The sequence below is a fragment of the Burkholderia sp. AU32262 genome (assembly GCF_020419985.1).
GTDB classification, from domain to species: Bacteria; Pseudomonadota; Gammaproteobacteria; order Burkholderiales; family Burkholderiaceae; genus Burkholderia; species Burkholderia semiarida.
This window is the reverse complement of the sequence record NZ_JAIZRS010000015.1, coordinates 128,896-148,877: the sequence shown is the minus strand read 5'-3', so window position 1 is coordinate 148,877 and position 19,982 is coordinate 128,896. Positions and strand designations below refer to the sequence as shown.

The following is a 19,982-nucleotide window of genomic DNA, read 5'->3' as shown; positions in this document are numbered from 1 at the left end:
CCGGGCCGCGCGGGCGGATGGCCGCGCGGCCGGGCGTTTTCCGAAGGCCCCCGCCTCCCGGATTCGGGCGGCGGGGATTCGTCACTTGCGCTACGCTGCACTCAAAGGCGTTACATGACTACTACAAAGAAGACGGCCGAACGGCTCATCAAGAAGTATCCGAACCGCCGGCTCTACGATACCGAGACAAGCACGTACATTACGCTGACCGACGTGAAGCAGCTCGTGCTGGAGCAGGAGGATTTCAAGGTCGTCGATGCGAAATCCAACGAAGACCTGACGCGCAGCATCCTCCTGCAGATCATCCTCGAAGAGGAAAGCGGTGGCGTGCCGATGTTCTCGTCGTCGATGCTGTCGCAGATCATCCGTTTCTACGGTCATGCGATGCAGGGCATGATGGGCACGTACCTGGAAAAGAACATCCAGGCGTTCATCGACATCCAGAACAAGCTCGCGGATCAATCGAAGAACCTGTACGAAGGGAACGCGATGAATCCGGAAGTCTGGTCGCAGTTCATGAACATGCAGGCGCCGATGATGCAAGGGATGATGACGAGCTACATCGAGCAGTCGAAGAACATGTTCGTGCAGATGCAGGAACAGATGCAGAACCAGGCGAAATCGATGTTCAGCACGTTCCCGTTCAAGCAGCCGGGAGCGTCGGAACCGGAGAAGAAGTAAGCGGCGATCCGGCGTGGGCGCGCAAAGTGTCGCGCCGGCATCGCGCGGGACGGCAACGGGCCGTTTCGCGGAACGATTGTCCGCACGGTGGCATTGCCCGCGAGTGCATGGGCGTTGTCGTACCGTGGCGCATCAGTGCAAATTAAAAAGGCCGACCGGCAAAGCCCGGTCGGCCGAATATCAGATAAAGCGCTGATTGTAAAAGATGCCGATGGCCGGATTTTCGGCCGGCTTATCGAACCGCGAAGCGGCCTGCCGCCGATCCGTTCGCGCAGTTGTTTCCGTAAATAAAGATATTTCTATTTTCGGAAAATGCCGAGTAGATGATCGGAAAAACTTCCTTGGCGCTGAACGAGTAAATACCATCGTTGATGGATACGAGGAGGTTGCCGCTCGTATCGGTTTCGATCTTGTCGATCTTGCCTGCCTTGCAAAGCGATTCCGCGGAGGCGTACGAGGATGCAGCAAGCATCATGGCCGAAACGAGGGCGGCCGCGAGTTTTCTCATGGTCTTTCCTTGATGAATGGATGACTTGGTTGTGGTACGGGTAATGCGCGGTTCAGTGTTGCCAGGCTGAATAGGTGTCGAATATATTGGAGATTGATCGGGTGTTGGATGGGGGTGGCGGATTTGGAAATGATTTTTGTGGATTATTGACTATTTCAAAATATTTTTGTGAATTGTGCGTTGTGATGGTTTGCAAAGAATGCGGTGATTGGGTGGTCGTAAAAAATAAATTTATAGATTATTTCGAGTTGTTGTTTTGAGTCGTGGTGTGGTTTGGCGATTTTCGTGTGGTTTGTTTTTCTATTTTTATTTTGTCGGTCGGATTTTTTTGAATACGATTCATCGACAAACCCGAGGTCAGCGACGAGCGAGCCGCCGTGCCGGCCGATCGGTCAGGCAAGCGCTGATCGCGCTGGCGCGGGCCGCGCATCGGTGCTCGCGAAATAGACGGGCGGCCCGTTGGCGGGCTTCGACGTGAACGGCGACTTCGTACCGGGCGATGCGCGGGGCGCACACGTTTCGTATGCGCGTTTCGGTACGCTACAGGCGATGGCGGGAAGATTCGCCCGGCGGCGTGCTGCGACGCGCAGGCATGCGATAACGGTGGCGCACAGGCTGGGTGCGTGCGGGGACGGTCGATAGCGATAGTCGCGCGCCTGCGCCGACAACCGGCCGACCGCAACGCGACGTGGCGCTGTGGTCGATCGGCGATGGCGACGATGCGGTCTGGTTCAACCGGTGCTTGACGGCTGCAACGTGTCCGGCGCGAGCATCGGAGCGAGTATGGGCCTGCTGCGGCGGATTTTTGGCGATTTCGTCACGGAACTGGAGGCGTCAGGATTCCGGATCGAACCCGTGTTCGTCATCCGACGGCGGTAGATCGAGAACGAGCTTGACCGCGCTGTAGTTCGCCTTGAGCGAGAACACGCGGCCGATCACGAGAAACGTCTGCCGGGAGTTTTCGAGCTCGACGAAGTCGCCCGGTTGCGGGACGTGCGCGCCCTGATCATACGAAAAGCTGGTGCTCGTTTGCTCGCCGATGGCTTCCGCCGCGTGCTCGGTGAATTCGATCGTGATGTGCGTGGTCATGCGAACCCCGTTGGGTCGATTGAAAAGGGTGGAGGGTTCGATTTTCGCATAGCGGCCGGCTGGGTTCGGGCCGATTTCGGTGTGGCATGTGGCGCCGATGGCGCGCCATGTCGCCTTTGCAGAAGGTGAAGCAGATCATCAGGCGGTGGCACGCATGAGAGAACAGGGTCGCCAGGAAGCGATGTATCCATGGCGCGTTAGCCGTTGTGCCGGGCAGAATCGCTCAGCGTGCTCGTCGCGCCGCCGCCCGAATGAGGCGCGACGACACGCTGATGAATGGTTGCCGCCTGATCGGCGGTGTCGAGCGTGACGGTCCCTGACAGGCGTGCCCACTCGACCGAAGCGAGCACGTGTCACGCAACGCGCTTCGGCTCACAGCGCCAAGGTGGTGATCGTCGGATCCCATTCGTAGTAGCTATGGAACTTTTGCGTTTCCCCATCGGCGCGAGCGTATACAACGCAAACCGGATCCAGAAACCCTCCGTTCCGTTTCCAATGACGCGCGTGTCGAAGAGCGAGAACGAACTCGGGACATGGATCGCATCAAGGCCGTCCTTCGTCTCCGGATTGGGCTCCGCGGCCCACGCCAACGTATAGCCGCGGTGGGTCAGCCCGATTCCCGGGCGCAAATCCAATACGTTATCGCCGCTCTGATGGACAAGATCGTAGACAATGACGGCGTAGCGTGAATTGGTGTGAATCGTGGTCCCAGTAAAATTGACGGAATCGAACTTTTTCGCATAGAACTTGATATTCCATGCCCTTTGGTTTTCGGATGGGCGATAGGGGTCGTCGCACAGCAGGTACTGGTGATTGTGCCCGACCTGGACGGGGCGGCTTTTGTCGGACGACACTTTCCCATTCGCTTCTTCTATTACTTTTTCTGCATTAATAACCGAGAGTAACGTGATTTCCTGAATGCTGGCTTCAACGCTGGGTCCCTTGTAGATTTCATTTCCTCGGGTAAGTGGATGGTTCGCATTCCTGGTACGCGTGTATAAGGCCGTGTTCCTGGATTTGCGGCGTGCTGTTCGATGCTCACGCACGACAAACCGTACATGCTGGAAAACAGTCGATCCATTACAGCCAATTACGCGCGGACGGCATCGAAACGCAGCGCAATTACGAGAAGTCGAGGCGTCCCGATATTTCGACACATCGCCTTGTCGGCATAAACGGGAATGGCACCATCAGGAGCCGTGGTGTCGTGAAGATCTGGCCGAAGGTTTCGACCTCGCGCCAGCGCGCCCGGGGCCGGATAAAGCCCGCAATTTCGGTTTTCTGTCCCCATTGACACGCTTTGCCCGCGCCGTGAGGTGCGCGGGATGCGGACCGTCCGCCCCCCCGACGCGATCGTCAATGACCCGCACGGAGCCGACGAGCACCCGGCATGGGCGCGCGCCGGCTAGCGCTGCGGGATTTTGCCTCGCCGTCCCTAAACGGCTGTAAACTCACGCTTTTGCCGCCACGCCCCCACACCCCAGATGTCTCAGTCCCCCAAAGTAGGCTTTGTCAGCCTCGGGTGCCCGTAAGTCACTAGAAGTAAACCCGGCTCTGTCCGCCCTCATCAGGCTATGTCGCAGGCTGACTGGCGTACTTCTCTCCCTTTTGGGGGGGGGCTCGTTAGTCCTCCGTCTCTCCGTCGCGCGCCGGCACGTGGGTGTGTCGGCCCCACGGAGGCTGGATAGTTACACATTCTTGAGGCAGACCTGCTACGATGGACCTACGATCAAGCGCAAATGGCATTTTTTTGTAATTTTTCTGCCAGAACTAGGGGAAATGATGATTCATTGGTTCGAGGTGTCGAACTTTGCGAGCTTTGGTGACGAGAGCACTCGTATCGACTTCGTACCCGGCAAGGTTGTGGACGACTACACTGTTTTCACCTCACCGTCCGGTGCACGGTTGAGCAAATTTTGCTCGATATTTGGCCCAAATGCAGGCGGTAAGACCAACCTGATCCGCGTTCTAGGCCAAACTGCGAACTTTATAGCTAACTCCTTCAGGAACGCTGAGGACGATTCAACGCCGTTTGTTTCAAATTTTTTTTCAGATTCGGAAAACGTTTCAATCTCAATTCAATTTGAACTTGCTCATTTTACTGCCGAGACAGCAATTCAGTGGAATATCGAGGAACCCAGCATTGTCTACCGCTATGAACTGGTGGCAACGAGCAAGCATGTGGTCAGCGAGGTTCTTCGTCGAAAGACAAGTCATTTGTTTAGCCGCGTCTTTGAACGTCAATTGATTGACGAGGATTATCAGTATTCAGGTGTGCCGGAAAGATTGGTCAAGGAAATTCCGGGTAACATTTCTCTTATTTCATGGCTTGCACGACAGGAAATTCGATTTGCGTCTCAAATGAGATCATATTTTTCAATCATGGCGGGCGCATATGGTTCGGGATATGAAAGAATGCCTGGATTTATGCGGGCACATCGATCTATTGATATATTCAAAAAATCTCCCGATTATCTAAAAAAGGCGATTGAGCTGCTGCGCGCGTGGGATTTTGGTCTCGACGATATGCAAATTCGTCGTCGAACATACATGATAGAAGGCAAAGAAGAGGAGTACTACACCGTGGACGTCACGCACAGAAACGGTGATAGAGAATTCCAGCTTGATCTATTCTCCGAGTCAAGTGGCACAATCGAACTTTTTGCGCACTTAGGTCCGATATTTGAAGCTCTTAGTGCGGGTGGCGTTGCTATTATTGATGAAATCGATGAGGCTCTCCATGTAAATATGATTGAGGCAATTCTCGATCTCTTTATGAGGGAGGAAACAAATCCTAAAAATGCTCAGCTCATTTTTACCTCGCATAGTCCTTGGCTTATGAATCTGTTAAACAAGTGGCAGGTTGTTTTGGTCGAGAAAAGAAATGGTTATAGTGCCGCCTGGCGACTGTCGGATATGGAGGGCGTTCATAGTCGCGACAATCTTTCCGCCCGATATTTGGCAGGTGCTTACGGTGCGGTGCCTCGTGATTTTAGATTCGGAAACCATAATCACGATGAGGTGCACTAATTGCCACCTAAGAAACGTACAGTTCGTGCTGTTCGACGCACGATTCTGATTCAATGTGAAGGGAAACGTGACAAGGCATTTCTAGAGCATCTGCGTAGCATGTATTGCTCCGGACTCGCCGGCGGACCAGATGTGAGTGTAAGGGAGGCGAAAGGAAAGGGCGGGAACAACGTCGTTGATACATTGATTGGGAATCTGATGTCGCGGGACTTCGATCTCGCAGTTGCATTTTGTGAAGCCGACGTTCCGCCTGAGCCTGCCTATGTAAGAAGAATGAAGGGACTGGGCAAGCGAGGGGCGATTGTAACGGCGGATTCGTGCTTGGAAGCGATGCTACTTCGGATCCTTGGGCGCAGAATTCCGGATACTGTGGCAGATTGCAAAGCGGAAATCGAGCAAGTGGCGGGATGTCAGCTCTTTACGCCTGCAGAATACCAGCGATTGTGGACCTTGGGTGTGGTTGAGGCCCACATCGCTCGACACGATCACGATGGAACAGTAACGAGTCTAATTGGATGTTATCGATGACAGGCTTGTGGGGGCGCAGATCACGATGTAACACGGCGCCCCTCGGCGCCGTTTTTCATTGACCCGGGGCCTCTGTCGGCTTTGCCAACACCCGCAGGTGTCCGTTGCCGATCAGGAAATTTCGGTACGCCGAGATCGCAACGTCCCACACCGCCCGCATCACGCTCGGGCCGGCCTCGACGATTTTGCCGTTCTGGTCGACGACGGCGAGCGTTGCGGGATTCCCGTCCGGCGTCACGATGCTGAGCCCCTGATAGCTGACGGCGCTGATCGTGCTGGATATCGCCGCTGCAATCTGCATATCGGCAGTCGGGCTTTCGTGTTTCGATTGTTTCTTCGTCATTCCGACATACCTCCCATTCGTTTGAATTCGACTACCCAGACCCAGGGATTTGCGTCCCAACCGTGACCGCGCGCGGCGTTCAGGCTGTCCCACAGGTCATGGAAGGCGCGGATGCTCGGCGGGCGGAACGCTCCGGCGCTGTAGCCGCGCATGTGATGGTCCTTGATCGTCACGCCTTCGGCGCGGGCGTCCGACTCGCTGATTGATTGCAGGCGCTCGGCGCGCACACCGGTGATCTCGAGCGTGATGCGCGACGCCCAGCGCGGCATGTGGATGGACGGTGTCCAGCCGCGCGACTCCTTGGCGTCGAGCGCCCGGAACGTGTTGAGATCGATGTCGACTTCGGCGCGGCCGTCGTCGGCCTGGTACGCGATGCCGGCATAACGGCGCGCCGGCCGGCCACCCTCGAACGTTTCGGTGCCGATGCGGCGCACCTCATGCGTTTCGCGAACCCAGAGGCGATTGCCGACGTCGCCATGCGGGCAGACGTAGCAATCACCGGTGCGCGTGTGCCAAATCGCAGCCAGCTCTGGCGCGGGCGTTCCGCCGACATACCTCACGGAGCCGCCGCCGGCGGTCGTCGGTTCCCATGCGCCGAGCGGGTTGTTGTGCGGCAGCTTGATGATGCGACGCGTCTGCGTCTTCCGGCCTTCGAGGATGGCGCGCACCATCGGGCCGCTGAAAAGGATAGGGCGTTCAGTCATGCTAGGATTTCTCCAAACTCAAAGCGGGGGCCGGTATATGACGATCTTTCTCGATGCGCGTGGGTACCAGTTTGAAATTGACGTGGACGGGAACCCACGCCGATTTCACATCGGCACTATTTGTCGCGAGAACAATTTGCCGACAAGCGTCCACATCAACGAACTCGACAGAACCGACGGCCGGACAACGCTTGACATTCACCTACCGCAGGCGCTGTGGTGGCCAGCGAAAAATGGCGGCCTCGAGGTCGTTTGTCGAAAAGCGATATCGCTTGCGGTACGAGAAGGATGGTTTCGCGCCGAGGGGCATTACAACGCCGAGTTCTTCGACGAGAACATCGACGGCTGGCCCGGCGAATTGACGCGTATATAGCTTTACGTGAGTGCGCGCGGGAAATCGTCGTGCGTGCGGCCGTCGAGGTGGCGGCCGGCGACGCGCTTGCCGGCGCGGTGGACCATTGCCCACCCGTCGCCGCTCGCCGATCCGCGCGGATAGTCCTCGACACGGTAGCCTCCCGGCGCTACGCGGCCGTCTCGTGCGATTGCGGCGGTTTCGAAGCGGCCGGCGCCGAAGTCGCCAGAGCCCGGCGCCCATTCGCCCCATTGCTTGAAGAGGAACGGCACGCCATAGGCTGCGCACTGGTCGCGCAGGTCGCGCGCCCACTCCGGATGCATCGGCCGCGCGCCGTGGCCGCTTTCACCTCCAACGATCACCCAGTCGATTTCGGGCGAGCTGTAGCCTGTCCCGTCCTCCGCGTATTCGGTGGTTGGTCCGTGAATCCACGGTGCGTCCGCAGGGCAGTCTTCACAGGACGACATTTCCTGCATGCAGCAAACGCCAGTTGGATCGAACCAGGCTCGCAGATCGACCGGCCCCAACAGCGGCTCCATGGACAAGAACCGGCGGCGCGCCGGCGTCATGAGAAGCTTTTCGATGTCGCGGTCTGCCTCGGCCTGGTGTACGATCGTCGCGCCGATCCAGACGCCGGGCCACGGCAACTCGTCCCACGTGTTGAGCCCGCGCGACAGCTCGTCGACAACCTCGTTGAGCATTGCGCGCGCATTGCCGATCCTCTTCGTGAGCAGGAGCCAATCAAGATGCGGCGTTTTCGCGATCAGGCGGAACAGGTCAACGCGCCACGACGGATCGACGGCGTTGTCGAACACGTCGGCGAGCGACGCGCAGAACACGCGCTGGCGCCGGCCGTGCACGGCGAAGAACTGATCGTGGCGCGCATTCCAGCGGATCGGCTCGCGCCACGTCGCGTCCGACGTGCGGACACGCTCTCCGTGCGGCCCCCAGACGACCTTGTGCAGCCGCGTGTCCATCATGTGCTCGGCGTAGCAGTGGTCGCAGCCAGGCGACACCTTCGAGCAGCCGATGAACGGATTGAACGTGTGGTCCGTCCATTCAATCTTGCTGTTCTCGCTCATAGGTCGATGTCCACGTATTTGGTGACGAAGCGCGCGTCTTCGCTGTGGTGACGGCGGTAGATGATGCGGATGCCTCCGCCAAGGTCGAACGGGCGCCCGCGGCCGTTGTCGTCGTTCAGCTCGGCTTGGTGGTCGAAGCAGGCTGAGCGCAGTGTGTCGGCGAGGGAGACGGGATCGACCGACAGTCGAAGCAGGAAGTCGTGGTTGATCTCGATGATGGTTCGGGTGCTCATGCCGCAAGGTCCTCGTCGTTGACGTCCATGGGCTGCTGAAAGACGCGGCCGCGCTCGCCGGCGGGGATCGTTACCAGACCCGCTGCGGCGAGGAACGGATTGCGCTTCATGGCGCTGCGTGCCGCGCGAGCAGCTTCGGTTTTGATAGCGGCCGGGCACGGCACATCGGGCCCAGTGCCGACAGCCCAAACCGCACGCCACTGAGCGCGGCAGACCGGAGGAATCCAGTCGACGATATGCACTTCGGTGCGGTGAATCGTCAGCAGCTCGCTGACACGTTGCTGCGACACGCCGCAGCGCTTGACCAGCTCGCGAACCGACAGCGGCTCCCGTTCGAGAATGGCGCGCATCCTGTCCCACGCCGGCGTCGCACGCGACCGGTAGTCAGGCGCCCGCTTGATCTTGAGCACCCTGGTGGCAAAGGTCTGGACTGACTTACGCGAATGACGCGGAAACGCTGCGTACAGGGCCTTGGACGGGATGGGCGACGGATAGAGGCGGGCGAGCCGGCGCGCCTCGGCGGTCGTCCACAGGTTGTGTGTCGACGTCGACATGCTACGATTCCTCCGGATTCTTCCAGCGAGCACCAGATGAAGACGGTTTTCCTGATGCGTGGGTACGAGATGAACTGCACGCCACGCCCGACCGACGACGGCAAGTTCGCCGCGCAGGTCGAAGTGACGAAGGTGGGATTCAGCCGCGAAGCGGCGTTTCGGCAGCTAGGCACGTTCGACACTGAAGCAGCCGCTGTCGATTATGCGAAGACGTTTTCGGACGAGTGGCTCAGTCGCTACGGCTGAACGCTACTTACGGTTTCAATTTGAAAACTATAACATCGGGGTATTGCATCAATTCACTTCCGGCCTATGATTGGAAATCAGCAACTTAATTGGAGAATAATGTGGCTGATGAATCAATCAATACGAGAATGGAGCGCGGGCGATCCGCATACTTCATTCTGATCAACGCTCGACGCGATTCGAATCTGCTCATGCAGCGCATATGCCGTGGAGACAAAACAGCATTGGCCCTGTACGAACAGACAGTCGTTCGAGAAATGCAAGCGGTGACTCTATTTTTATCCGAGTACCCTGTTGGCAGACGCGGGCTTACCGATTGGAGGGGATAGTCGTGGCGAGAATCCAGACGCAACATGGCGCACGTAACGTCCAAGAGGAAGTCTACAAAGGCCGCAAAATCGAAGTTGTCGCCGGCTATGATTCACTTTCTGACAAGTGGCCGTTTCACATCTACATCGATGGTGAGCACCTGCTCGGCCAATGGAAAGCCGACCGAATGGACGAAGCTTTCGAATCTGGTTTTCGCATCGCTCAAGAGCAACTAGATCGCGTTTAGTCGACCAAAGGTTCTCATTGAACCTGCTGGCGTGATCGACGCCAGGATCAGCGCGTCGAGCTTCTGGAACTTGCTCATGATGGGTCTCCTGGCACGATGCAGGCGGCGCGCCACTCGCCAGTTGCGTCGTGTACTTCGCCGATGTTGTCGCAGTAGGGACAGCGTGGTGTCAGTTCCGGATACAGCGTCTCGCGTAGGTGGTCGGGAAGGCCGGCCGCGCGGATCTCGAACACTTCGACGTCGGTCAGCTTCATTGGATTTCACCCGCGCTGATCGCGTCGATGGCCTCGATGAACTTGCGATGCTCGTTCTCGCGCGCCCACCATGCGAACATCACGTATCGCTTGACCCACATCTCGGACGGTGTGTCGAAACGATCCGGGCCTGTGAGGTTCGGGCTGGAGAACGCGACCGGTTGCGTACGTTGAATCACGCGGCGCTGCGTGCGTTCCACCAATACCTCCGGCTCACCGTTTTTCATCAGCGCGCGCCAGCGCATTCCATCCCGCTGATCGTCGGGTGACGCCGCGGCGCGGGGCTTCCGCAGCGTCAGTTCGCCGTGATGGATATTGATAGCGTTGTCGAGCGCGTTGACGTGCTCGGTCGTGAGCGTCTGCGCACGGTCGGCTTCGATAACTGCACGCGCGGCCGCGATGACGCCGGCCGAGGCTCGCGGCTCCCGCTGACCATTCCACGTGTCGGCCTTCCCGCGCGTCTGGATCGCCGCGACGCCGTTTGTCGGCACGTCGGCCGGCCGCCAGATCGTGCCGCATGCGTGGCAGAGATGCGAGCGGTGGGGCGGGTTTTGCCAGCTCTCTTCGAACGCGGCGCGATTCGATTCACACGTTTCGCATTCGTCCGGGCCAGCGCACTCGCAGCGGCCGGCCGGCGTGAACGGCTCCGGCGCATCGACATGCTGCACGCCGCACTTCGGGCAGAACAAAAGCATGTCAATCGGCTCCGGCTGCGCCGGGTTGTCGAGCATCGCGGTCAGGCGCCCAAGCAACAGCATTTCGGCATCGTAAAATGCCTTGGCGTCCAGATCTTCGCCCCAGTCGCCGTCGACGGTGTGGCAGCTCTTTAGCGCGTCAGCGCTCCGCGAAATGCTCTGGCAGGCGTCCATGATCGTGGCGCGCTCGTTCTCCTTCGGCGCTTCATTCATGCTTGGCTCCCCGCTGCGGCCAGCCGGCGCAGCACATTGACCTTGACTGCCCGAAGTTGCGCTCGACGCGCCCGGCGGCGCTGCCGCGCGTTGCCGCTGGACCATGTGTCGGGTGCGCAGTACTCGACGTACTCGTGTGTGTTGCAGCTCGGGCACGGAATGTCGCCGCCGTTGTGCAGCGGGCCGCCCGGTTCATCGCAACTATCCGCATCCCACAGATAGCCGTCACAGCAAAGCGCGTCGCGATACGGGGCGCCAAAGTGCGAACCTGAGTAGTTACACATGCTTGGCTCCATCGAGAAGCGCGTCGATGGTCGAGAACAGGTCGGTGACGCGGGCCGGTGGATCGTTTTCCCACTCGACCTGCGACAGTTCCTCGCGAGCTTGGCGCAGCGCATCCATCAGCCCGACAGGAGCGGATGCCGGCGCGAGAGGCGGCGGGCCAACGCAAAGCGTCGTTCCCGGCGCCAGTTTGGCGATGTCGCGATGGCGCCAGGCGATGCCATTGATGCCGCCAACGGCGCTGATGCGCGCCACCGGTGACGCCGCCTGCGCGGGGACGGCGGCGGGTTCCCGCCGGCAGGAGCCGCCCGTGCGCTGCTCGCATGGACGGCTCCTGCACATGCACGGCGCCGGCACGCCAGCAAGCCGCGCGCGCAGCCACGTTGCGACGTCTTCTCCCTGCTGGCATCCGAATTCGCTGCAGATCCCATGCAACAGGTTGAGGTTCACGCGCACCGCGTTGTAGACCCAGCGGGCAATCGGACGCAGCAGATCGCCGTCCTGCTGCGGCTCGATGGCGTCGAGCAGGTCGCGCACGATCTTGACGCTCGCCGAACTGTCGTTCGTGAGTTCGTCGATGTTGTCGCCACCGTGTTCGGCGTCGTAGTGGTGGCGGACGAACTCGCGCAGCTGGGCGACGGTATAGCCGCCATACGTGTTGGTGTTCATGGTATGAGCCTCGATGGTCACGCGAAGAGGTCGCCCTGTCTTTTGCCGCTCGACTCCGCGAGGTGCGTAGGGCAGAAGTGGGTATCGGCGCCGACCTGATGCGCGTGCACCGCGCACAGATGCCGGTCGCATGTCTTGCCCGGCTTCGTCTGGAAATCGCACAGGAAGTCGCTCGGCGCATCGCAGCCGTCAACCGAGCAGCGGCGCTCGCGTTTACGACCGCGCGTGCAGATGATTCCGGACATGCCGCGGGGAAGGCGAAACGGGGTGCAAGGCATCAGGTGCCTCCGTTTTAGAAGGTCTGCGGCGCGACGGTCAGCGCGATAGCGATCGGGCGCACCCAGACCGGCGTCGACGAAAGCTGGAACGTCTCGCCGGATTCGGCGAGCAGCAGCGTGGTGCCCATCGCCTCCGCGATCGCCTGCGCGGCGTCAGGAGGCACGGCATTGCCGATGCGCTCGCGCCACGCCTGGTCGGACAGTCCGTCGAGCTCGAGATACTCCTCCGGCTCGACGAGCGATTGCAGGACGGCCAGCTCGAGCGTGGTGAACGGGCGGTGCCAGGTGCCATCCAGCGCGCGGATCACGGCGACGGTCTTCTCGTTTGCCGCGGGCATGCGCGGATCGGCGACGGACCAGCGCCCGTTGTCGTGGCCGGCGGACGCCGACACTGCGCCGCTGTGCTGATCCCAACCGACGACGCCGTAGTGGCCGCCGGTCAGGTACGCGTCGCCGCGCTCGCGGCGCATGCCCGGACGCGGGTCGGCCACGGCGAACGCACCTTGTCCGCTGTCGCTGCGCGCGATGACCGTGCCGGCCGGCTCGTCGAAGCCGGTCACGCGGTACTTGCCGGCTCCTTCGAAACCGGTGCTCGCGCGCGGATCGGCGACCGCATACGCACCCTGGTCATCGCCGCCGATCACCGTGCCGGCGTGGCCGCCCCATTCGGTCACCTTGTACTTGCTGAAGAGGGGACCGGCCGGCGGCCGCGGATCCTGCACGCATTGACCAGTGCCGTGCGCGCTGGTGACGGCACCGGCCGGGTCGCGCCAAGGGACGATCCGGAATTCGTTGTTGTGCTTTGCCGGCCCTTGATGGCGCGGGTCCGCGACGCTGAAGGTGCCTTGCCCTGGCGACTTCTGTCCGGTGATCGTGCCGGCGTGGTCGTTCCAGCCGAGTACGCCGTATTGCTGGTATTGCGCGGCGTCGGCCGGCCCGCGCGGGTCAGCAACCGAAAATGTCCCATTGCCCGGGCGGCTCGCGCCGGCCACGACGCCACACGGTTCCTCCCAGCGATTCACGCCGAGCACGCCGTTGTGCATGTCCGGCACGATCAGGTAGTCGCGCAGATGGCCGTTCTCGACCGCGAGCTTGTTCAGGCTGCGCCAGTCGCTGCCTGCCTCGACGAACGCGAGGCGCACCCACGTTTTCCATTGCAGCGACGGCACGCGGTGCATCGGGCCCGCGGCCTCGACGTCGCCCGGCAGCGGCATGCGTCCGAGCAGGGTGCCGACGCCCTGCAGGCGCTTTACCGGCGGCTCGTACAAGCACGCCGGCACCTTTTCCATGTGCCGCGCGACGAGCAGGAATCGCTTGCGGCTCTGCGCGAGGCCGGCGATCACGCCGCAGTCGTGCGTCGTTTCGTTCACGGCGTAGCCGTAGTGCCGCAGGATCTGGCCGATCTGGTCGAGTAGGTGGCGGCCGCGCGTCGCGAGGCGCGGGACGTTCTCGAAGACGATCAGCTCGACCGGATCGTCCTTCCACGCTTCGCACATCAGCCACACGCAGCGCAGCGTCAGTTCGTTGAGCGCCTGGTACTTCGGCGTCCGGGCTTTGCTCTCCGGGAGCAGACCCGACGCGCCCTTGCACGGCGATGAGATGAACACACAATGTGGGTGCTCGTAGCCGGCAGCACGCTGCACATCCGTGGGCGTCGCCTCGCGCCACCCGGGCGGCGGTTCCGTTTCGTGATACGCCGTGTACTGCCCGCGCGTCATCAGGTCCATGACCGTGCACGGCGTGCCGACCAGCGTTTCGAAGTCGCGTGCGGCCGCCGGGTCGTTATCGATGCCGCCGATGCAGCGCCACGTCGCGGTCATGTTTCCGACGCGGGAGGTCGCTTTGGTGAAGCCCTTGGCGCCGCCGCCGAGGCCGCAGCAGAAACCGAAGCTGTTGTAGACGCGCTGATTGTCCATAGGTGCCACAGGAGAAATCGGGAAAAAAGAAGGGCGCCGGAATTCGGCGCCCCTCGAACGCCGCGCGGACCGAGGTAAACCGCGCGGGATGCTCTGTAGTCGCAACGTGAGAGGTCAGTCGGATGAATCGATGGTTTCGCTGAACCCGCACTTCGTGCACGTGTACTGGTTCATGCAGTTACCGACGTTCTTCCGGTCCATCACGTGCATGCAGCCGAACCGGAAGACCTTGACGGTGCCGCCCCAGTAATCGCCGATCAGCGCGTAGCTGATCTGGTCGTGCATGAAGAACATTCGCGCGTCGCCGAGGAGGGTGCGCGACCAGCCAGTCGCGATCGGCGAGTAGCGAAAGAAGGATGACTTTGCGAATTCATCCCACGAGATCTCGGTCCAGCCATTCGGCAGAACGTCGCAACCGTAGTGGCGCACGGGATGCGGCTCGCAGTCGACCTTGCCGCCCCAGTACAGGTTTTCGATCTGACCGCGAAACGCGGCGTCGGCGCCGCCGATCTTGTCAAGCAACATGGTGGGTCTCCGTCGTCTTCGGCAGCGTCGCGTCGAGGCGTCGAATCAGCTTCACGATGTCCACGGGGATGCGCATCGCATGGCTGCCGTGCATTGCGGCGAACGCCGGCCGCAGAAGGTTCCGTTCGTCGTCGCTCAGCTCGGCGTGTTCGAGGCGCGCGAGCGCGCGCCAGAGCGGGTCTTGCGTATCGGTCATCGGGGGTACTCCTGTTCAATGACGGCCACGACGCGATCGCATGTCGCGACGTCGAACCAGCCGATGTGACATTCCTCGTGGTTCGCGATGCCGAGCTGCCGAGCCAGCCAGATATATGCGTCGGTGCGCGTCATGCCGCCGGACTGCCAGATCGGGTTGAAGGCGGCTTTCGCGCGCTTCCGTGCGTCACGAGTCGGCCCGTCGGCCAGCGTGCCGAGTGGAATCTTGGTGAAGGGGTGCAGGCCGACATACGCCCGGCAGGAACGACACAGGAACGCCCACGGCCACTCGCCATACTCGCGTCCGTAGATCGCTGAGTTGTTCACGATCTCGACAGGGCCGCCGTCGTATGGGCATTTCGTCGGAGCCGGCAGAGGGTTTTTGACCCGGGCGGTCGCGCGCCGTGATAGATTCCACGGTGTTTTCGTCGTTTTCATGACCAGATCGAAAAAATGGGCGCTGTGCGAGCCGCCCGAATGCGCCGCGCAATCCGGGGCACGGAAGGCGCGCGGCGGTGCTGCTATCGGGGCATCCACTGCGTGCCGCGCACGATCCGGCCGACTGGCTCGAGTACGAGCACCTCGGATTCCTTCTCGCTGCGCACAAGTGCGCTGCCGCGCCGCTGGGCTTTCTCGAGCGACGTGTGGCGCTTCGGCTTGCAATACCTGCCGACCGTCACGAACAACGGTGCGCTCGCGCCGACCGGCCCGAGCGTCAGCTCGTCGATGCGCGCTTCGAGTGCCGCGGTATTCGCGCGCCAGGTGTCGGCTCGTTGCTGCGCGGCGTCGCGCTCGGCGGTGAGGCGCTCGACTTCGGCGCGCAGGCATTCGATGATCTGCGAGGCGTCGATGACGCGGGCATTCGGGTCCACAGAGCCGTCGACCGGGTCGACCGAAACCAGCGCCGGAGCAGCATCGCCCGGTGGCGTGTCGCTGGTCGGCGCGGCTGGCGTGGCCGGCTGCGCTGCGCGCGCGAGCCAGTACACATACTCGTTGCCGCCGCCGGCCCGTTTCTCGCGCTCGACGATCGCCTCGCCGAGCATCCGGTTCAACTCCTTCGTCACGTCGAGATGCGGTAGCCCGGTTCCGGTCGCCACGGCCTTCGCCGTGGCTTCCGATGTCGCGGCGAGATACTTCTCGATTTCGTCTCTCACGCTGCCTCCCGGATTGCATGCTGCGCAGCCGGCGCGACCTGACCGCCCTCGACCCAGAATGCTTCGATGGCCTCGGGCAGGCCGCCGGGTGGCGTTTTCAGGCTCATGAAGACGAGCGCCGTGTCGATCTGATTGGTGTATGCGAGGTCGTCGAGCCAGTAGAGCAGCCGATCGCGCTCCGGGCCGACCAGGACGTCGGCGCGATCGAGCACGAGCAGCTTCAGGCCCGAGAAGTGGCTGATCGCCGCGGCGATGTGCGCGTCGACGCGCCAGCGCTCGGATTCGGATAGCAGGGCGTAGGCGCGCCCGTCGGCGAAGATCTCCATCTCCGGCGTGATCGTCACGTCGGCCCATTCGGACATCTCGGCGAGCGCGACGAGGCGCTCGTTCATCGGCGTGAGCGCTTCGCTGAGCAGGTCTGCCGGGATGCCGCTCGGCGCGAGCGCGTCGGCGATCGCCTCGTACGCCGCGACGTCTTCGTGCAGCGCGGCGGCCTGCTTCGCCAGATAGGCAGCGCCGGCGGCGCGCCGCTCGATTTCGCGAAGCGTCGCGATGTCGGTGTCGAGCTGCTTTCGGCGGCGCTGGAGGTCGGCCAGTTCTGAGCGAGCGGCGTCGCCGCTCTCGCGTGCGGCGGCCGCGCCGCTTTCCTCCGCATCGTCTTCGAGTGCGCGCAGCTGCGTCGCGGCCGCGTCGGCCGCTTCGAGGTCGCGTTTGCGGTTCGCGGCGGCGTTTTGCAGCGTCTTCAACCCCTGCTCATACTCGGGCAGCTTTGCGGCCGCGTCAGCGTCGCGCGCGCCGGATGCGGCCGCCGCCGACAGCACGCCGTTGAGGTAGCGCAGGAGCGCGCCGCATTCCGGGCACGAACATTCTGTTCCGGCCGGCGCCGCGCCGGCGAGCACACGAAGCGCTTCGACCTTGGGCAGGAATTCAGCGACCTGCTCGTCGGCGAGCTGCGCGAGCTCGACCGCCTTTGCGTAGCCGGCGGCGCGCGTGCGCAGGTCGGCGATTTTCGACGCGCGCGCACGGGCCGAGGTGTCGGCCGCGTCGGCTGCGCCGATCTGCTGCTGCAGTTCGCCGATCCGGTCGTCGAGCGCCGCGCGGTCGCCCGTGAGCTTCCGCAATGCTGCCTCGTCGAACTCGACCGCCGCCGGGCGCCAGGTGGCGGCCTTCTGGCTGCCGTACGTCTCGCCGGTCGCGGTGCGCCACGACTGCTTCGCGCCGCGCGCGCGATCGGCGGCTTCCTTCTGCGCAGCTTCGAAGCCGGCACGCAACATCGGCGTGATGGCCGCGAGCCGCGCGGCGGCCGGCGCCGGCACCGCATCGGCGCGGAACCCAAGCTTATCGAGCAGCCGGGCCCGCATTTCGTCGACGCCGATCTTCACGCCCATCAGGTCGTACAGGAACGCGCGGCGCTCGGCCGCGCCGAGGTGTGCGAACCGCTGCGCGTCGAGGACCAGCGGCAGGCGCGGATCCTCGGCGAGTTCGCGCTTGAGCTTGCCGGACGGTAGCATGACGCTGTTCGCCTGCTCGCCGCATGCGACCACGATCTGGCCGCCGTCGGCCCCCTCGGTGACGAGCGAGCCGTATTCCTTCTTCAGCGCGACGCGCACGGTATCGCCGGTGAGCGCCATGCGCACGGCTTCCTGCAGGCTGCTCTTGCCTGCGCCGTTCGGGCCGGTGAAGAGGGCGACGGGTTTGGCGAGCCGGATGTCTGCCGTGCGGATTCCGAGCACGTTCGCCACATAGATGTCGGTGATTTTCACGATTGCTCTCCCTGCGGTCCGTGCGGCCGCAGCACCGAGCGGCCGCCGTCCGAATCCATCGCACTGACGACGCCCTTGGCTTCGAGCAACTCGACCAGCCGCGCGGCGCGGTTGTAGCCGATCTTGAACTGGCGCTGCACGCTCGAAATAGTCACTTTCTGTTGCTCGATCACGAACGCTTCGACTTGGGCGTACAGCGGATCCTCGTTGCCGGAGGCGGCTTGTTCCTCGTGCCACTCCTTCCAGCCCTTCACCCATGCGATGCACAGCTCGCCAGCCATCACGGGGCATTCGCTTTCGGGTTTGCCCTCGGCGGCGGCCTGCCGGCCGGCCTGATTCTGTTCGTCGAGTTGCGCTTGCGTCGGGCCGTCGCCGAGCTTCGGCACTTCGCGGAATTCGGCGTCGACGACGTCGTCGCCGTTCGGGCGCTGCCCGTCCATGCCGTCGCCGTCCTGGTCGGTGTACTCGCGGCCGAGGTCCAACCCACGCTGATCGGATTCGCCGCGGATCTCGTCCATGCCGCCGGTGTGCTCGTCGGGGTTTGCGACGACGACCAGGACGGCTTTTCCGCTTGCCTCGTACAGCTCGTGCAGGTTCGGTTGGGAGCCGCCGAATTTCACGACCGCCTTGACGCCGTCCTTGATCGTGATCTGGTCGAGGTCGCCCTGAACGACGATGCGGCCATCGCTCGCGATCAGGTGCGTCGCCATCTTCACGTTGTGCTCGACGCGTGCACGCAGCCGGTCGATGACGTCGTTCTGCTTTTTCTCGGACAGCTTGACCCACAGGTCCGGCAACAGCTTGATCTCGGTGACGAGCGCGGAGAGCAGGTCTTTGCCGATCGATTCGGCGGTCATCTGGAGGACGTTCTTGTCGGTCATGTCGAAATCCTTGGCGGCGGTAGGCGCTCGTTAGTCGGCGTTGATCGGATTGCGCGGGCGGCGGCCGGCCGGCGCGGTTGTCTGAGCGGTTGCCTTGCCGGCGGCCGCCTGTTCGGCTGCTGCCGTGATGGCGCGCATGCGCGCCGAGGCGAGGGCGTTCAGTTCGGCCTTGGCGGTTTCATCGGGCACACCGCTGATCGCGCTCCGGGCGAGGTCGAGGTCTTCGGGAGATTTCGCGCTTTCGATGTCCTCGCGGATGCCGCGCACGAGTCCGGCGACATCGAAGTCGAAGCCGCCTTGGCCGTCGTCATCTTCATCGCCCGGTTCACCCTGGTCGTCGACTGGGTCTGCGTGCGCGTCCGACGGTGGTGTGGCGTTTTCGCGCGATTCGGGGGTGGGACCGGTTTGCGCCGGCGTGGCGCGCGAGACTTCCTCGGCCGGCTGCGCGCGGCCGGCTCGCAGCTCGTCGAGCGTCGACCGGTTGACCGAGTAACTGCCGTCTTCGTGCACGTCGACGATATCCGCCACTTCCTCGACGCTCGTCAGGCCCATCAGTAGCTCGGGCGCGTACAGCTTCCCGAAGAACGACGCGCTGCGGTACCGAAGCATCACTTCGGGCATCGTCTGCCACTTGCTGCCGTTCTTCGTGTACCAGCCTTCCTTCACAGCGAGCTCGATCGACACCGGCGGCGATTCGAGGCGCGTGTCGGTTCCGCGCTCGAGCGCCCAGGCGATGCACTCGATATCCTCGATCTCCACGTCTTGGCGCTTCTCGGTGCGCGAGCGGTTGCCGCTCGGGCCGCTCCATTCGAACGTCACGTATGGCACCGTCTTGCGTCCGAGCTTGCGGATGTCGAAACGCAGCGGGGAGAAGCGTCCGCAACCGTTCACGGCCGCGATGATCCACTGCGACGACCAGGACGGCCGTCCCTCGACGATGTACAGGTTCTGCATCACCATCAGGGGGTCTGCGCCCATGCGTTGCGCCATGTTCAGCGCGACGACGGCATTCGCAATCGCGTTCGGGTTCTCGCGCGATTCGGTGACCTCGCCGTAGCGATTGGTTTTCTCGATCGTTTTGCGGTACGCGGCAGGCACAAGCGTCGACGACGCCAACAGGTTCGCCGCGCGCTGCATCAGCTCGAACGATTGCAGCGAGCCGAAGCCGGGCGCGACGGCGGGGAGGGTGGCCTCGCGCGGCAACGGCGAGCGGACGGATTCGAGAGTGGTGGGCGTGGACATGGATACCTC

At 62.4% G+C, this 19,982-nt stretch carries 27 protein-coding genes; 6 read left to right on the top strand and 21 right to left on the bottom strand.

Features of this window, described 5'->3' with window-relative positions:
• The first annotated feature begins 114 nt into the window (after positions 1-114).
• Positions 115-681, top strand: a complete 567-nt coding sequence (phaR, locus tag LGN10_RS19600) for a polyhydroxyalkanoate synthesis repressor PhaR (protein WP_006485265.1) — start codon at positions 115-117, stop codon at positions 679-681.
• A gap of 232 nt (positions 682-913) precedes the next feature.
• Here the strand turns inward: phaR and LGN10_RS19595 are convergent, their stop codons facing one another.
• The 3 genes from LGN10_RS19595 to LGN10_RS19585 all read right to left on the bottom strand — a co-directional run bounded on the left by LGN10_RS19595 (position 914) and on the right by LGN10_RS19585 (position 3,324).
• Positions 914-1,189 (bottom strand): hypothetical protein, encoded by a 276-nt coding sequence (locus LGN10_RS19595; RefSeq protein ID WP_226224728.1) that lies wholly within the window; start codon positions 1,187-1,189, stop codon positions 914-916.
• A gap of 834 nt (positions 1,190-2,023) precedes the next feature.
• On the bottom strand, positions 2,024-2,278 hold the full coding sequence (locus LGN10_RS19590; protein ID WP_059583515.1) for a hypothetical protein: 255 nt from the start codon (positions 2,276-2,278) through the stop codon (positions 2,024-2,026).
• A 353-nt stretch (positions 2,279-2,631) separates the two neighbouring features.
• Positions 2,632-3,324, bottom strand: coding sequence for an AidA/PixA family protein (locus LGN10_RS19585; RefSeq protein ID WP_226224727.1), 693 nt, complete (start codon positions 3,322-3,324; stop codon positions 2,632-2,634).
• On the opposite strand from LGN10_RS19585, the gene LGN10_RS19580 reads away from it, so the two are divergent.
• Positions 3,303-3,572, top strand: a complete 270-nt coding sequence (locus LGN10_RS19580; protein ID WP_146075193.1) for a hypothetical protein — start codon at positions 3,303-3,305, stop codon at positions 3,570-3,572. The genes LGN10_RS19585 and LGN10_RS19580 overlap by 22 nt on opposite strands.
• A gap of 404 nt (positions 3,573-3,976) precedes the next feature.
• Positions 3,977-5,308: an AAA family ATPase gene (locus tag LGN10_RS19575; RefSeq protein WP_226224726.1), complete on the top strand. Its 1,332-nt coding sequence runs from the start codon at positions 3,977-3,979 to the stop codon at positions 5,306-5,308.
• Positions 5,309-5,891: 583 nt separating this feature from the next.
• Here the strand turns inward: LGN10_RS19575 and LGN10_RS19570 are convergent.
• Positions 5,892-6,179 (bottom strand): hypothetical protein, encoded by a 288-nt coding sequence (locus LGN10_RS19570; RefSeq protein ID WP_226224725.1) that lies wholly within the window; start codon positions 6,177-6,179, stop codon positions 5,892-5,894.
• Positions 6,176-6,883: a hypothetical protein gene (locus LGN10_RS19565; protein WP_226224724.1), complete on the bottom strand. Its 708-nt coding sequence runs from the start codon at positions 6,881-6,883 to the stop codon at positions 6,176-6,178. The genes LGN10_RS19570 and LGN10_RS19565 overlap by 4 nt, the downstream gene beginning before the upstream one ends.
• A gap of 37 nt (positions 6,884-6,920) precedes the next feature.
• Here LGN10_RS19565 and LGN10_RS19560 point away from each other — a divergent pair, with 37 nt between their 5' ends.
• Positions 6,921-7,256, top strand: a complete 336-nt coding sequence (locus LGN10_RS19560) for a hypothetical protein (RefSeq protein WP_226224723.1) — start codon at positions 6,921-6,923, stop codon at positions 7,254-7,256.
• A gap of 2 nt (positions 7,257-7,258) precedes the next feature.
• On the opposite strand, the gene LGN10_RS19555 is transcribed toward LGN10_RS19560, so the two are convergent.
• Genes LGN10_RS19555 through LGN10_RS19545 form a run of 3 tightly spaced genes read right to left on the bottom strand, consistent with a single transcriptional unit; the run spans position 7,259 to position 9,104 of the window.
• Positions 7,259-8,317, bottom strand: a complete 1,059-nt coding sequence (locus LGN10_RS19555; protein WP_226224722.1) for a phage Gp37/Gp68 family protein — start codon at positions 8,315-8,317, stop codon at positions 7,259-7,261.
• A complete protein-coding gene (locus LGN10_RS19550) occupies positions 8,314-8,550 on the bottom strand; it encodes a hypothetical protein (RefSeq protein WP_226224721.1) in 237 nt (78 codons plus the stop codon). Before LGN10_RS19550 ends, LGN10_RS19555 begins: the two co-directional genes overlap by 4 nt.
• Positions 8,547-9,104, bottom strand: coding sequence for a MarR family transcriptional regulator (locus tag LGN10_RS19545; RefSeq protein ID WP_226224720.1), 558 nt, complete (start codon positions 9,102-9,104; stop codon positions 8,547-8,549). Before LGN10_RS19545 ends, LGN10_RS19550 begins: the two co-directional genes overlap by 4 nt.
• Before the next feature lie 36 nt (positions 9,105-9,140).
• Between LGN10_RS19545 and LGN10_RS19540 the strand changes: the two genes are divergently transcribed.
• Positions 9,141-9,350, top strand: coding sequence for a hypothetical protein (locus LGN10_RS19540; protein WP_226224719.1), 210 nt, complete (start codon positions 9,141-9,143; stop codon positions 9,348-9,350).
• 331 nt (positions 9,351-9,681) lie between these two features.
• Positions 9,682-9,906 carry a hypothetical protein gene (locus LGN10_RS19535; protein WP_226224718.1) on the top strand — a complete coding sequence of 75 codons (225 nt, stop codon included), beginning with the start codon at positions 9,682-9,684 and terminating at the stop codon, positions 9,904-9,906.
• Between the two features lie 74 nt (positions 9,907-9,980).
• Here the strand turns inward: LGN10_RS19535 and LGN10_RS19530 are convergent, their stop codons facing one another.
• The 13 genes from LGN10_RS19530 to LGN10_RS19470 all read right to left on the bottom strand — a co-directional run bounded on the left by LGN10_RS19530 (position 9,981) and on the right by LGN10_RS19470 (position 19,973).
• A complete protein-coding gene (locus tag LGN10_RS19530) occupies positions 9,981-10,160 on the bottom strand; it encodes a hypothetical protein (RefSeq protein WP_226224717.1) in 180 nt (59 codons plus the stop codon).
• Positions 10,157-11,068: a hypothetical protein gene (locus LGN10_RS19525; protein ID WP_226224716.1), complete on the bottom strand. Its 912-nt coding sequence runs from the start codon at positions 11,066-11,068 to the stop codon at positions 10,157-10,159. Before LGN10_RS19525 ends, LGN10_RS19530 begins: the two co-directional genes overlap by 4 nt.
• Positions 11,065-11,352: a hypothetical protein gene (locus tag LGN10_RS19520; protein WP_226224715.1), complete on the bottom strand. Its 288-nt coding sequence runs from the start codon at positions 11,350-11,352 to the stop codon at positions 11,065-11,067. The genes LGN10_RS19525 and LGN10_RS19520 overlap by 4 nt, the downstream gene beginning before the upstream one ends.
• Entirely contained in the window at positions 11,345-12,019 is a 675-nt protein-coding gene (locus LGN10_RS19515) for a hypothetical protein (RefSeq protein WP_226224714.1), read from the bottom strand. The genes LGN10_RS19520 and LGN10_RS19515 overlap by 8 nt, the downstream gene beginning before the upstream one ends.
• 17 nt (positions 12,020-12,036) lie before the next feature.
• On the bottom strand, positions 12,037-12,264 hold the full coding sequence (locus LGN10_RS19510; RefSeq protein WP_226224713.1) for a hypothetical protein: 228 nt from the start codon (positions 12,262-12,264) through the stop codon (positions 12,037-12,039).
• Between the two features lie 47 nt (positions 12,265-12,311).
• The gene (locus LGN10_RS19505; RefSeq protein WP_226224711.1) at positions 12,312-14,213 is read right to left on the bottom strand and encodes a DNA cytosine methyltransferase; all 1,902 of its coding nucleotides are present in this window, start codon (positions 14,211-14,213) and stop codon (positions 12,312-12,314) included.
• A 114-nt stretch (positions 14,214-14,327) separates the two neighbouring features.
• The gene (locus LGN10_RS19500) at positions 14,328-14,738 is read right to left on the bottom strand and encodes a hypothetical protein (protein ID WP_226224710.1); all 411 of its coding nucleotides are present in this window, start codon (positions 14,736-14,738) and stop codon (positions 14,328-14,330) included.
• On the bottom strand, positions 14,728-14,934 hold the full coding sequence (locus tag LGN10_RS19495) for a hypothetical protein (protein WP_226224708.1): 207 nt from the start codon (positions 14,932-14,934) through the stop codon (positions 14,728-14,730). Before LGN10_RS19495 ends, LGN10_RS19500 begins: the two co-directional genes overlap by 11 nt.
• Positions 14,931-15,371 carry a zinc-finger-containing protein gene (locus LGN10_RS19490; RefSeq protein WP_226224706.1) on the bottom strand — a complete coding sequence of 147 codons (441 nt, stop codon included), beginning with the start codon at positions 15,369-15,371 and terminating at the stop codon, positions 14,931-14,933. The genes LGN10_RS19495 and LGN10_RS19490 overlap by 4 nt, the downstream gene beginning before the upstream one ends.
• An 83-nt stretch (positions 15,372-15,454) precedes the next feature.
• Positions 15,455-16,087, bottom strand: coding sequence for a 1-pyrroline-5-carboxylate dehydrogenase (locus LGN10_RS19485; RefSeq protein ID WP_226224705.1), 633 nt, complete (start codon positions 16,085-16,087; stop codon positions 15,455-15,457).
• Complete coding sequence (locus LGN10_RS19480; protein ID WP_226224752.1) at positions 16,084-17,820, bottom strand: AAA family ATPase; 1,737 nt, start codon at positions 17,818-17,820, stop codon at positions 16,084-16,086. The genes LGN10_RS19485 and LGN10_RS19480 overlap by 4 nt, the downstream gene beginning before the upstream one ends.
• Positions 17,821-17,846: 26 nt before the next feature.
• A complete protein-coding gene (locus LGN10_RS19475) occupies positions 17,847-18,731 on the bottom strand; it encodes a DNA translocase FtsK (RefSeq protein ID WP_226224703.1) in 885 nt (294 codons plus the stop codon).
• A 30-nt stretch (positions 18,732-18,761) separates the two neighbouring features.
• The gene (locus LGN10_RS19470; RefSeq protein WP_226224702.1) at positions 18,762-19,973 is read right to left on the bottom strand and encodes a hypothetical protein; all 1,212 of its coding nucleotides are present in this window, start codon (positions 19,971-19,973) and stop codon (positions 18,762-18,764) included.
• Positions 19,974-19,982 lie beyond the last annotated feature (9 nt).